7 protein-coding genes are annotated in these 13404 nt (G+C 44.6%); 1 reads left to right on the forward strand and 6 read right to left on the reverse strand.

The window, feature by feature from the left end; genetic code table 11:
- Window positions 1–5: 5 nt before the first annotated feature.
- The 4 genes from ACEN9X_RS24315 to ACEN9X_RS24330 all read right to left on the reverse strand — a co-directional run bounded on the left by ACEN9X_RS24315 (window position 6) and on the right by ACEN9X_RS24330 (window position 7758).
- Window positions 6–3227: an error-prone DNA polymerase gene (locus ACEN9X_RS24315; protein WP_413667591.1), complete on the reverse strand. Its 3222-nt coding sequence runs from the start codon at window positions 3225–3227 to the stop codon at window positions 6–8.
- Window positions 3228–3233: 6 nt separating this feature from the next.
- Window positions 3234–4739, reverse strand: coding sequence for a Y-family DNA polymerase (locus ACEN9X_RS24320; RefSeq protein WP_413667592.1), 1506 nt, complete (start codon window positions 4737–4739; stop codon window positions 3234–3236).
- Window positions 4740–4751: 12 nt separating this feature from the next.
- Window positions 4752–5486, reverse strand: coding sequence for an ImuA family protein (locus ACEN9X_RS24325; RefSeq protein WP_413667593.1), 735 nt, complete (start codon window positions 5484–5486; stop codon window positions 4752–4754).
- Window positions 5487–6009: 523 nt separating this feature from the next.
- On the reverse strand, window positions 6010–7758 hold the full coding sequence (locus ACEN9X_RS24330) for a tetratricopeptide repeat protein (RefSeq protein ID WP_413667594.1): 1749 nt from the start codon (window positions 7756–7758) through the stop codon (window positions 6010–6012).
- A gap of 97 nt (window positions 7759–7855) precedes the next feature.
- Here ACEN9X_RS24330 and ACEN9X_RS24335 point away from each other — a divergent pair, with 97 nt between their 5' ends.
- Complete coding sequence (locus tag ACEN9X_RS24335) at window positions 7856–8347, forward strand: cupin domain-containing protein (protein ID WP_413667595.1); 492 nt, start codon at window positions 7856–7858, stop codon at window positions 8345–8347.
- A 37-nt stretch (window positions 8348–8384) separates the two neighbouring features.
- On the opposite strand, the gene ACEN9X_RS24340 is transcribed toward ACEN9X_RS24335, so the two are convergent.
- Window positions 8385–10664, reverse strand: a complete 2280-nt coding sequence (locus ACEN9X_RS24340; RefSeq protein ID WP_413667596.1) for a histidine kinase dimerization/phosphoacceptor domain -containing protein — start codon at window positions 10662–10664, stop codon at window positions 8385–8387.
- Window positions 10665–10863: 199 nt separating this feature from the next.
- Window positions 10864–13212 carry a PAS domain S-box protein gene (locus tag ACEN9X_RS24345; protein WP_413667597.1) on the reverse strand — a complete coding sequence of 783 codons (2349 nt, stop codon included), beginning with the start codon at window positions 13210–13212 and terminating at the stop codon, window positions 10864–10866.
- Window positions 13213–13404 lie beyond the last annotated feature (192 nt).

A 13404-nucleotide genomic window follows, 5' to 3' on the forward strand; every position in this document is an offset into this window, starting at 1 on the left:
AAATCTCATTTAAAATTTCGTCCCTTGTGAAATACCTCTTTTTGTTTGCTTTGCTGAACCTGCCCTTTGTTTGAACCTGCCGGATAAGGGGCCGTTGTTTCATCGCTTCGGGATAATGTCATTACCGGCTGGTCATCATTACCAACGGTTGTCAATGTGCTTAACAGCTTTGATAAATTAAAACAGCGCCGTATAATAACGTGGATCACCTTGCCTTCAATTTGTAAAACGCCCTCAACCATGAGTAAACGGGACTGAACAATATCCTTACGGTATTTATCAAAGATCTTTTCCCAGGCTACCAGATTGGCAAAGCCTGTTTCATCCTCAATGGTGATAAATAAAATACCCTTGGCAGTACCGGGCCTTTGGCGCACAGTCACCAAACCGGCAACTTTTATCTTATCTCCATTTTTAAGGTTAGGTAACCCGGCAGTTGGGGTTACCTGCAGCATATTGAGCTGCTGCCGTAAAAAACTCACGGGATGTGCTTTTACGGATAAACCGGTAGCCGCATAATCCTGTACCACATGCTCAGCCTGGGTCATAAATGGCAAACTGATCTGGGTTTCTTTAGTACTTTCTGATGGTTGTCCGGTAAACAGGCCTATTGGTTTATCACTAAGGGCCGGTACTTCCCACAGTGCCGCGCGACGATCGAGGTTTAAGGATCTGAAGGCATCGGCATCGGTCAGCTTTTCGATCTGGGTTTGCGGCACGCCCGAATCACTTAAATGACTGATACTGGTATATCCCAAACCCCGACCGGCTACGAGGGCTTGCATATCATTTTCGTTAAGACCTTTAACCTGTCTGAAACCTAGGCGTAATGCCCGGTAATCGCCATCCTGCTCTTCAAGTGTATTATCCCAAAACGAGTGGTTAATATCTACAGGTCGTACTACTACCCCATGCCTTTCGGCATCTATCACAATTTGTGCCGGTTGATAAAAGCCCATCGGCTGGCTGTTTAGTAAAGTAGCTGCAAATACATCAGGGTAATGGTATTTAAGCCATGAGGAGATGTAAACCAAATGCGCGAAGGATGCCGCATGACTTTCGGGGAAGCCATAGCTCCCAAAACCTTCCAGCTGTTTAAAAATGCGATGGGCAAAATCTTCTTCGTAACCTCTCCTTGTCATACCATCAACCAGTTTTTGGCGGAACTGGCTTACCAAACCTTTAGCTTTGAAAGTGGCCATGCTCCGGCGCAATTGATCCGCCTCGGCAGCAGTAAACTCTGCTGCTACCATAGCTATTTCCATAGCCTGCTCCTGGAATAACGGCACTCCTTTGGTACGGCCAAGTATTCTCTCTAATTCTTTTTTTGGATAGCTTTCTTCTTCCAACCCGTCGCGGCGCCTCAGATAGGGGTGAACCATGTCGCCCTGGATAGGGCCCGGGCGTACAATGGCAACCTCGATCACCAGGTCATAAAACTCCCTTGGTTTGAGCCTTGGCAGCATCGACATCTGTGCCCTGCTTTCTATCTGGAAAACCCCTAATGTGTCAGCATCGCAAATCATATCGTAAACCTTCGGGTCTTCGCGCGGCACGTTCTTTAAATCGTATGAAATACCATAATGTTGTTTGATGAGATCAAAACTTTTGCGGATACAGGTAAGCATCCCGAGGCCCAATACATCAACCTTAAGGATACCGAGGGCTTCCAGGTCATCTTTGTTCCATTCCAGTTGGGTACGCTCTTCCATGCGGGCATTCATTACCGGGCATATATCTGATAGTTTACCCTGGGTAATAACAAAGCCACCCGTATGTTGTCCCAATTGGCGCGGGAAGCCCATCAACTGTTCGGTAAGTACCAATACTTTATGCAAGGCCTTATCATCAGGGTTAAGCCCCTGATCAATGATCCGTTGCCGGTCAAAGGCTTCCTCTGAAAAATCCCAGATAGCACCCGACAGGCGGTTAATGGTATCTACGGATAAGCCCATGGCCTTGCCAACATCACGGATAGCGCCTTTATGCCGTTCCTGCGTAACGGTAGCTACAATGGCCGATCTGTCGCGACCGTATTCACTGTAAATCCACTGGATGATCTCTTCCCGGCGCTCATGTTCAAAGTCCACATCAATATCGGGCCATTCATCACGCGCATCAGACATGAAACGCGAGAAAAGCAATTGCGTTTCGGTAGGATCCACAGCGGTAATAGCTAAGCAATAACATACTGTAGAGTTAGCTGCCGAACCGCGCCCCTGGTAAAGTATACCTAATTCTGCCGCTTTGCGGGTATATCTGTAAACCCGTAAAAAATAGGGGGCCAACCGTTTCCGCTCAATAAAGGCGAGCTCAAACTCTATCTGGCTTTTGATGCTATCGGGCACATTATTATTGTACCGTTGCCGGGCACCCTGCCAGGTAAATTTGATTAGCCGCTGCTGCGGGGTAAGGCCGTCGGTATTGGGTTCTTCGGGCTCAATGTATTTAAGGGTATCTAACGAAAACTGGCAGGCTTCGGCTATTTCGGCAGTACGGGTTATGGCATCTGGATACTGGCGAAACAAACGTTCCATTTCATCCGGGCTTTTCAAATACCGTTCGGCATTGGCGTTGAGTTTAAAACCGGCATTATGAATGGTGCATTTTTCACGCACGCAGGTAACAACATCCTGCAGTTGCCTGCGGGCTGCTTCATGGTAATGTACATCATTGGTAGCCACAATAGGTACGCCCGATTGTGCAAGCCTGTGAAGCCGTTTGGCGTCATCAATATTATAAGCACGGGATGCAGCCAGATAAAGTTCATGTCCGAAAGCTTCCTGGTACTCTTTTAAATCTGCCTTGAAGGTATCATCAAAATCAAAACGGCTGTTAAGTGATTCGGGGGGGACAGCTATAAACTTGATGCCTTTAGCGTATTCATACACATCCTGTTTATACAAGTGGCACTGGCCCTTTTCGGCCCGGAGGTTTCCCCGGGTAAGCAGCCCTGAAAGGCGCGACCATGCATCCATATCTGTTGGGTAAGCCAACAGGCTTGCACCATCGAGCAGATCAAGGCGGCAAGCCGGGATAATTTTAATATTGACATCATCCGGCCGGGCGGCTAAGTGTGCACGCACAACTCCGGCCACGCTGTTGCGGTCGGTAATGGCAATTTTGGTATGGCCCAGTGCCGCCGCCTGCATTACCAGTTCTTCGGGGTGCGATCCTCCCCGTAAAAAACTAAAATTGGTGGTTGTCTGTAATTCCGAATAGCTCATAACCTGTTATGCAAAAAATCCGTGAATAAACCATTGCCCCGACTGGCTGCCCGCATAATGCCCTGACCGGAATAGCCAGTACCGCCTGCCATCCTGATCTTCAACCTGGTAGTAATCGCGATGCTCACCCTCGTCAAGCCACCACTCACGTTCTATACGTTCTGGTCCGTCAGATCTTTTAATGTGGTGCGTTTCGTTTTTGTAGATGAACAGCATTGGCGGATAATCGGGAATAGGCGAGGTTACCTCTATCGGTTGCGGACGAGGGAGTAAAATAGATGGACGTGGCCTGTCTTTTCGCCAGGTGGTCTGAGGTTTTTCATTAATGGAGATGGCAGGTTTGATGCTGCGTTCGGGCCAGTAACGTTCCTGGGGCAGATAACGGTGAATACTGCCTGCACCAATTTTATTGGCCAGCCTGTCCAGCAACTCTGCCAGATCCGTATCATCAAGGCCGCAGCTTTCTGATTGCCATAGTACTTCCTGTTCGGGTTCTGTATCATCAACTTTTGGAGCTTCGAGGGTGAAAAGTTCAATACCCAATGCAGGTTCCAGTGTGGGGATTTTAAGTTCAAAGAGCTTAAACAAATGACCAATATGATGCGATGCGCGATTGGTGCCGATATCAGCGCCAATCACCTGCCCATCTACCCGGTAACATTTTAAAATAGCTGTCCGCAAACCTTTACCTTCACCTTGTAAACGGATGCAAAGTTTTTCGAGCAGGGTTTTAATGGCAATTTCAATTCCGGTAGCTGTGCGGATAGGCTCCAGACAGGGTAGCCTTTCAGCGTAAGGTTCAACAGGATGTAATAGTTGCAAAGGCTCGTCTATGTTGCCCAAAGCCTGGTCAAGCCTTAACAATAATTCCGGCCCAAAACGTCGGCGCAATACCGAGCGTCCCATATGTATGAAAGTTTTAATAGTATAAAATCCAAGCTTTTGCAGTCGTTCAATAACCAGTGGTTCAAGGCGCAGGGCAACAGGGGGTAATTGGATTAATGCATCGGCTTGTTCACCGGGAGGGATAATTGGTTTTACTTTACCAAAGCGGGCTATGGCCCATGCTGCTCCGGGGGTATCGGCCATGGCGCCACGAACATCGTAGCCTTTGCTTCTCAGGCGGGTAACAATTTCTTTTAAATATTCCTTTTCGCCACCCCACAAATGGGCACAGCCTGAAATATCAAGCAGTAACCCATCTGGCAAGTCGGCAGCTATCAGTGGCGAATAACGGATACACCATTCGCCCAAAGCTTTGAGCAGTTTATCGGCCTGGCCGGGTATATGATCAATAACCTGGAGATCGACTATAATGGCTTTTGCATCGGCAGCCGTCATACCGGCAGCTACACCCTGTGCCTCGGCCAGGGCGTTGGCTACTGTAATTATAACACGGCCACGAACAGGCGAAGCAAAAACAAAAGGCACTGTTTTAAGCTCAGGCCGCCGAAGGGTGAGCCAGTCTGTCAGTAAATGACGAAACCATAAAGAAACAAAGCGCCTGTTCATCATCATACCTCACTATCCGGCTATCCTTTCGTGTAAATTTATTTGTACAGCTTTTTCTTCCTCTACCGGTATAAAATTGCCGTCGATCCATTCCAGCTTCCAACTGCCAGGGTTGCCATTACGCACCCGCAGCAGGTCAATCTGCCAGCGGGGAAAGCCAATGCCGGGTAATCCATCATGGGGTTGGCTTGGCAGGGGTGTTATTTGCCATCGGGCCACACAGGTTGTTGTACCGGGCTTGCGCGGATCATTGCGCAACAAAAATCCCGTTACCTTACTGTTTTCAACTGCCAGTTGTAAACGCCGCGATTGTGCAAAGCTGATTTCCCTGACTTCGGCTATTACAGCGGCGAGGCCTTCACATTTTAAGGCTTCTTCCATTGCCCAAAGCAGGTCTTTTTCGTGTTGTACATCAATGAATATTATCCGGTGAGGCTCTACATCGTAACTTGCTAATGCCGCCGGAAATAATTGCCTGTGCATGCTCACCCATAAGCACACGCCCCCCTGTTTCATGAGCCGGGTAAGCAACCCTGCTATCAGTCCCCCGGTAGCTGCAGCATGCTCGGGGGTAGGGCATATCATTTCATGTATTGTACCGGTAGGGAAAACACCGTTAGGAAAAGCCGATTCAAGCGGGCCTAAACCAATACCCTTGGCTTTACATGCCAAAGGCGGCGTAAAGCCCTGCCAAAGCAAAATATCCTTTTGCAAACGGCTGATGATATCTTTTTGAACTCCTGGCATTACCTATCATTTTTAACTATAAACCATATTCAAAATTACTACTGTTGAAATGGAATGACAAATATAATGCTAAAAATATTAGTATTTGTTAATTACTGAATAAATTTATAATTAATTGATTTTTAATTGAATGGCGGTGTGTTGGGCTTGATTGATACGTGCATTGTTAGCTAAAACGCTATAGCCGTCAACTTAAGGATAAAAAGTGGGGAGGATGTGCGTTCGCCTCTTGAAGCTATGGTGTGGATACATCTTTTTAATCTTATCATTAATAGAAAAAAATGTCATTTCGACGAGCCGAGGGTGGGGGTTGTGCGCCAGAGGAGAGGAGAAATCTTCTACGCCCTGCTTTTACAGGTATAGTTGAAGAGCCTGATGTAGAAGATTTCTCTTTCGCTCCATCACTCAGTCCGCCGCCGCTCTATCGAAATGACATTTTCTTAAAGATGCGTTCATACGATAGTCTCAAGAGTGGATTTTAAAACCTTTTATTCGTTTAATTGCTTCAGTTAACGGCTTTTGTTTAAAATACGGGCTTATCAATTTCCACATCTTTTATTTTCCAGGCGGTTTTTAATTGTTGTTTTACTTTATTCAATGCTGTGACATTGCTTGTGTTTTGGTAGGCCTGCTCAAGGCCGGTTAATGCCCATCCATTATTCGGATTAATTACCAGGTCTTTATTTAATACAGCTATAGCTTCGCTGTACCTGCCTGCTTTTAACAGGGCATTGCCCAGGTATTGCCTTGCGGGCAGGGGCCAGTCGCGGGGTTCATTATAGATCAGGTGATCTTCGGCGGTAACGGCTTTTTGTAAGATACTAATGGCTTCGGTATGTTTTTTTTCGGCGGCGGCAATACTGCCCTGTAATATAAGATGTGCAACTCCTGCAGATTCATAGGCACTGCTGAAGTTATCAATTGGTGCCTTTAAAGATGGGTCCTGCATTTTAGTTTCCAGCAATTTGAGCTCATGCCTGGCATTGGTTGCATTGCCCTTGCCGCACCATGCCATCCCTTTTGAAAAATGCAGCAATGCCGATGCATAAACAAGCGAATCAACAGGTTTTGTATCTAAAATATCCGCCCATTTACCAAACCGCACTGCTGTTAACACCGGCTGCATATAAATGTACTGGAAAAAGTTACCATCAGCCCCTTTTGCGGCTAAGTAATAGGGGGGCAGTGCTGCTTTTGCATCATCGGCAGCAGCGAGGGCTGTTTGATAATTGCCGGCCATTTGTGCACAGTTTACTTTTAAATGGATGTTATGGATTTTATATAATATATCCCTGTTTACTACAGGGTTGTACTGTTTTAGGTAAGTATTATAACCTGCAACAGCTGCCGTATTATTGGTAATGCCCTGCTCATAATTGCCGGTACGGATATAAATATGCGAAGGCATATGTGTTATGTGCGATACCAGGGGCATTAGGGTATCCAGTATATGAGCGCTCTTTAAAGCCATTTGTGGGGTTGCGGAAGCTTCCATGGTGTGGATATAAAAATGATTAGCTCCCGGGTGTTTCGGGCAAATGGTTATGGCCTGTTCTAACAGGGAGCGGATTTGGGGTGTCCATGGTTTGGGTTTAAAATCATGAGTATACAGGTCCCATGGATGAAGTAATAATAACGCATCGGCATAAAGGGTTAACACTTCGGCATTTTTAGGGTACTTTGAGTATACCGTTTGCATAGCGCCGGCATAATTGGTTCTTAGCTGTTTTACTGTAAGGGAACTGTCCTTACTATAGCGATGCAGCATAGCGGCGATAAGTTCTTTTTCGAGCGGGGTGCAATTGGTGCTCAGCTTTTTACTTTTTTCTGATGCTTCATAGGCATCGGCTGGCGGGGCATAGCCGTTGGGATAGTTAATAGTGGGGCCCATAGCCAATGACTTTCCGTACCAGGCCATTGCACAGTCGGGATCAAAACGGGTGGCTTTGATAAAGGAAGCTATTGCTTCGATAGAATGAAAGCCATAATACATGCTTATGCCCTGGTTAAAATAAAACTGTGCACTATCTGATGAGGTGGTAATTTTCCATTGGTAATTCCCCCAGCCCTTCAATGCCGGAATATCCGGAATGCTATCTGTTCCGTTATATACAAAACCGCATATTACAGCCTTTTTAACGGTGCCTTTATACAATATTACCGTCGACGTTGTAGTGTTTTTTTGATAACGGAAATAATAAAAGGACTGCGTGGTAAAAAAAACAACCATCAATCCCAAAAAGCTTTTGATTAAAAGAAGTTGATTTTTCATTGTAATACATTGATTAGGTATATGCAATTTAAGCTTTTTACCAAACTAATGCACTCAATATTAGTTAGATTAGTACTCACTTTAACAGGCTTTTAAAATGGCACATAATATAATAACCGTAAACGAAAACGAAGGGCAAACGCTTGCCGTAGTTGGCGATATATACCGCATCATTATTTCGGGTAAACAAACAGGTGGGGCTTATGCCGTTATTGATATGCTGGTACCGCCGGGGGGAGGGCCGGGGCCTCATGCCCATGCAGATATCCAGGAGTCGTTTTATGTAATTGAGGGCGAAATTCAATTTAAAACTGAAGGGGGAATATATAAAGCTGAAAAGGGTTCGTTTGTAAATATCCCAAAAGGCGGCGAAGTACATTGTTTCAGGAATATAAGCAATACCACTGCTCATATGTTATGTACTGTTATCCCGGCAGGTTTGGATGAGTTTTTTGAGGCGATAGGGACACCGGTTGCCCCGGGTAGCTTCTTGCCTCCACCTGTTTTAACTGAAGAAGCTTTGTCAAAGCTGAAATCTGTCGCCGAAAAATACGGCCAAAAGCTCTATCCCCCCGATTACTTAGGATAAAGTATTTTTGATGAATGATGGGTTAAATTGAGCAGGGTTAATCAAAGAAATAATCCTTTTCCTCATAAATTTCAACGCGGCTTTGTTCAATAGGAAAGGTTATCATTAGGGTAACACCAAGGGCATTTTCAACTGCAAATTTCCCCTTTAACTGTTTTCCAAGGGCTTTCATCATTTCCATACCCAAAGAATTAGCTTCATTAAGATCAAAGCCGGGAGGAAGGCCCCGCCCATCATCAGATACTTTTAAAACAGCATAGTCATTGTTCCATGTAAACAGGCTTACCACAATTTCGCCGCCGTTATGATCAAAAGCATATTTTATGGCGTTTGTGATAGCCTCATTTAATATTAAACCAATGGGTACCGCCAAGGCAGGATCAAGGCTTAACGGATTTAATACCTGCCTTATTTTTATATGCCTGAAACTTGTATCAAATGAATCGCTCAGGTAATCAATTAATTCGCCGATATAAGCAGGCATGGATACCAGGGCAGAGGTTGTGCTGCTGTAAAGTTTCTGGTGCAAAAGCGCGATAGCGTTTACCCGGTGCTGGCTACCGCGAATTGCTTCAAGTGCAACATCATTTTGTAAATAAGCCGACTGTGTATTCAAAATGCTCATTACAATTTGCAGGTTGTTTTTTACGCGGTGATGTACTTCTTTCAATAACCATTCTTTTTGCAGCAGCAAATCTTCCAGCAAAACATTTTTGGAACTGATCACCTCGTTGTTTCTTTGCTTATGTACATTTTGCCTGAATAGTAAGCCGGCAATAACCAGTAATAAAAATATAGCGCCGATAGTGAGGTTTTTAACAAGGTTGGCCTGTTGTAAATTAGCTTGCTCAAGCCTGCTCTTTTGGTTTAAAAGTGAAATTTGTGCTTCTTTTTGCCTGGTTTCAAATTCAATTTGCAGTTGCTCTATTTGTTTACTTTTGGTTGCATTAAATATCGAATCTTTAATGGTATTGGCTGATGTAAGGTGATGAATAGCCGACTGATACTGCCGCCGGCTGGTATCCAGGCCAAACCAAAGGGTTTCATTGGTGCCAAGGTCATTGTCGTTACCAATTTTCTTCAATAAAGTTTGGTTTAGTTTGAGATATTTTAATGCCTCAGCATATCCGGCCGTGGCGGTATAATACTTAATGATCAGTTCGTAATAGCTGCTTCGCGCATACAGGTTTAGGTTAGGATTATTGGTTCGTTGTATCAGTTCATCGCAATAGCGTTTGGCAATATTATACTGTTTTAAAGCCAGGTAAATTTTAAGATAGGTTTGACTTACCTCATCACCTCCTTCATACAGTTTACCGGTCGGATAGGCGAATTTTTGAGTTACCTGTGTTAAAAAAGCTTTGGCTTTTTGTGGCTGATTCATCCGCAGGTAAACATCAACTATATTGCCCGCGAGCAGGTATATGGTTGCATTGTCTTTTTCAGATTTTGCAATTTCCAAAGCACGCGAAAAGTAATTGATGGCCTTTGGATTATCGCCAAGCTTCATGAAATCATAGCCCAGGTTATTATTGATCTGACATATCAGCCGCACATTGTCGGCATTGCTTGCGGTAGCAATTTGCAGGGCCCTTAATTGATAATTGATAGCAGTTTTATAGTCGCCTTGGGTATAATAAAGCCTTCCTAATAATGCATAAAGGCCTTGTGTTTCTGTGTAATGTGCCTGACCATAATATTTTAATGCCTTTTTTGCCTCATCAAAAGCTAATGTATAGTTATTCATCATTTGATGCAGGTCGGCCAATAGCCGGTAGCACCGTGCAAGTTCAACGAGGTAGTTTGTACGTTCAAATGCGTTTACCGCCTGGTTTAAACAATGGATCCGGGAAACCATTGTTTGTTGTAGAAAATCCTGGCTGTAATATTCAGATAGTTCAAAATAAGCCTTACCAAGTAAGGGCCAGTTATGTGCCTGTTTAATATCCTGTATGGTTTGTTCAAGTAAAGTACGTCCGCTTTTTAGCTCACCTTTTGATTTATAAAATGCCGAACGGATCAAAGCAATGCGAAAGTTAACCCCGGCCTGCGGCAAGCGGCGATTGAATTGTTCGGCCTGGTTGATAAAGTAAGAAGCGCTATCCAGTTGTTCGGGAGAGGGGTGACGCAAATGGCTGAAAAACTCTGCAAGCTGCAGTACAGAATTAACCTGGTTTGTTGCCGAACCCGAATAGCTCTTTTGTAAAAGCAAAGAATCCACATGTCGCCTGGTAATTTCCTGGGCGTTTACTGATACAACAAAAAGCAAATACAGGGCAATCAGTGTGCATTTTTGCATCATATCAGCTCGTTTCATCTTCTGTTGAGAGCAGGTATGCATCAATCTTTTTTTAAATTTAAGTATATTCAGGTGTATCTGCTAATTTACTGCGATGTTAATTGTTGTAAGTTGTTATTAATCAGTTGTTTTTGGTGGGTGTTTTACTGCAGATCCGGGAAGCCTGTAATGAATTAACATATGCAGCTGTATAGGCGGCTAACAAATGGGCATCAATTTAAACCACCGGTAAACTGAAGTAAAAAACAGACCCTGTACCGCTTTCACTTTCTGCCCAAATCCGGCCTTCATGTCGCCGAATGATCTCGGCACTTAAATAAAGGCCGATGCCAAAACCCGAAATATGGCGTGTGTTATTGCTCTCAACCCGGTAATAACGGTCAAAGATCCTGGGTAAGTCCTGGGCATTTACCCCCATCCCTTCATCCTTTATACTAACCTGCGCAAAGCCATCAACCAATGCACATTGTACTTCAATTTCTCTTTGTTTGGGCGAATATTTAACTGCGTTGCTAATCAGGTTTGAGATTACCGATCCGATCTTTTCCCTATCGGCATTAACCTGTACATGATCACAGATATTAATATGAATAATATGGCTGGAAACAGTAAGTTCGTATTCTTCAACAACTTCCCTGATCAGCAAATCAAGATCAAACACTTCTTTATCAATAGCAATCTTCCCCGATTCCAGGCGCGAGATATTCAGAAAGCCGTTAATCATACTGCTCATCCTTCTCGCTTGTATCTCGGCTTTTTCCATAGCGCCCGCCAAAAAATTATCGGGATTGTTTTTCAACTTGAGGTTTGCCACCTGGATTAGTGCCATCAGCGAGGTTAACGGCGTTTTAAGCTCGTGACTAACCATGCCTATAAAATCATTTTTTCGCAGCTCGTCCTGTTTCTGTTCGGAGATATCCCTGGCTATCTTGGAAACCCCTGTTATATTTCCCTGGCTGTCACGTATAGGGGATATGGTGAGGGATACGTCAAGGATCCGGCCGTCACTTGCCAATCTTTTGGTTTCAAAATGTTCCACCCGCTCGCCGTTCTTTAAGCGTGCAATAATCTGTGGCTCTTCATCCTGCCTGTCCGGAGGAAGCAGTTTAAGAATGGAATGGCCAATCATTTCAGACGCCGGGTAACCAAAAATCCTTTCGGCCGATTTGTTCCAGCTGGTGATTATACCATCCAGCGATTTACCGATGATAGCATCATCTGAAGATTCGACGATGGCAGCCAGTTTGGCGCTGTGTTCTTCTGCTTTTTTCTGGTCGGATATATCCAAAGCAATCACCAGTCCGGCATAAACCATTCCCTGCTCATCTGTTAACGGCACGTAATCCACCTGCAGATCATCACCGCCGGCGCTTTTAAGTTCAGTCCTGATCTGCTCGCCGTTCAGCATCCGGTCATAGTATTCCCTGGTTGCTTCATATTGCCCGGGAGAGGAAACATCGCTCAGGTGCATGCCTGCATAGCTTTCAGCATGGTAACCTAATTTTTCCATGAGGTCACCTTCCATGGTTATCAGGTTATGGTTCTTGTCTATAACAAGGATTAGTGACCGGGGGATATTTACAGCGATAGAGCGGAACAAACGCTCTTGTTTCTGTATTTCCTCCCTGCTTCTTTGCAACTCCTCGTTGCTTGCCAGCATTTCTTCGTTTGATGCTGCAAGTTCTTCATTAATTGCTGTAAGTTCCTCATTAAGGGCTTGTGTTTCTTCTTCACTCTTTGCCAGGGATCTGGTACGGGCCTCTACCAGTTCTTCCAGCGATCCGTTCATCAGTGAGAGTGCCTTTTGAGCTTCAAAAAGTTCTTCATTAATTGATGTGAGCTCTTCATTGGCTGTAGTAATCTCTTCGTTGGCGGCTGTAAGTTCCTCGTTAAAAGCGGCAGTTTCCTGTTCTTTGAGTTGTAATTCCCGCTGCAGGCTGTCTTTTGTATGCACATCACGCATTATATTAAAATAGGATAGTAATGTGATTACGATTGCAATTGAAAGGGCCGTTATGATAGCTGCCGGAGCAATATGCGTATAACGTTCTAAAACTGCTGCACGCTCGTTCAATAGTTTACGTTCGGTGTTTTCCGCCCGGTCAACAGCAAGGCGCAATGCATCCATGGCAGATTTCCCTTCTTCCAGATTGACGGTAGAAATGGCCTGTTTTTGTTGTTTTTTTGAAACCAGGTCCTTCAGGATCGCCATTCGGCGGGTTAGTATCGTACGGATCGCGGCCAGGTTAGCCTGCTGTCGCGGATTATCAGCGGTTAAAGTGCTTACTTCAGTAATGAGGCCTTGCGCTTTAAGGTAAGCGCCGTTATAAGGGCCAAGGAAGGATGCCTTGCCCGTAAGCAAAAAGCCCCGCTGGCCTGTTTCTGCATCTTTCATTAGTGAAATTGACTGTTCGAGCTTTTGAATTACCAATGTGCTGTGGCCTACAGCTTTGTTGCTGTTCAGTAAATTATTAATCGTATTATAGGAAACAGTTCCGACGATTAGCAGGATCAACACCGAAGCGCCATAGCCAAGCTGTAAGTTGCGGGTAAAGTTTAGTCGCATAATGATACCGGATATCACAGGTGTAAGTAGATGCAATAAAGTTATGCTTTTAAGAAAAAAATCGGCGGGAGTAATTGGATGTAGCGGCTAATAAGCGCTTGTGGTAACATAAATGTTACAATAATTAATAGGTTTTAAATTTACTTAATAGTTTAATTTAACTCTGCGGCTTAATTTCTTTAATAAGTAACT

It is taken from the genome of Mucilaginibacter sp. Mucisp86 (genome assembly GCF_047324315.1).
In the GTDB taxonomy this organism is placed as follows: domain Bacteria; phylum Bacteroidota; class Bacteroidia; order Sphingobacteriales; family Sphingobacteriaceae; genus Mucilaginibacter.

Coding starts and splice junctions, on each gene's coding strand:
- ACEN9X_RS24315 (WP_413667591.1), bottom strand. CDS start 3,227: ATGAGCTATTCGGAATTACAGACAACCACCAATTTTAGTTTTTTACGG.
- ACEN9X_RS24320 (WP_413667592.1), bottom strand. CDS start 4,739: ATGAACAGGCGCTTTGTTTCTTTATGGTTTCGTCATTTACTGACAGAC.
- ACEN9X_RS24325 (WP_413667593.1), bottom strand. CDS start 5,486: ATGCCAGGAGTTCAAAAAGATATCATCAGCCGTTTGCAAAAGGATATT.
- ACEN9X_RS24330 (WP_413667594.1), bottom strand. CDS start 7,758: ATGAAAAATCAACTTCTTTTAATCAAAAGCTTTTTGGGATTGATGGTT.
- ACEN9X_RS24335 (WP_413667595.1), top strand. CDS start 7,856: ATGGCACATAATATAATAACCGTAAACGAAAACGAAGGGCAAACGCTT.
- ACEN9X_RS24340 (WP_413667596.1), bottom strand. CDS start 10,664: ATGAAACGAGCTGATATGATGCAAAAATGCACACTGATTGCCCTGTAT.
- ACEN9X_RS24345 (WP_413667597.1), bottom strand. CDS start 13,212: ATGCGACTAAACTTTACCCGCAACTTACAGCTTGGCTATGGCGCTTCG.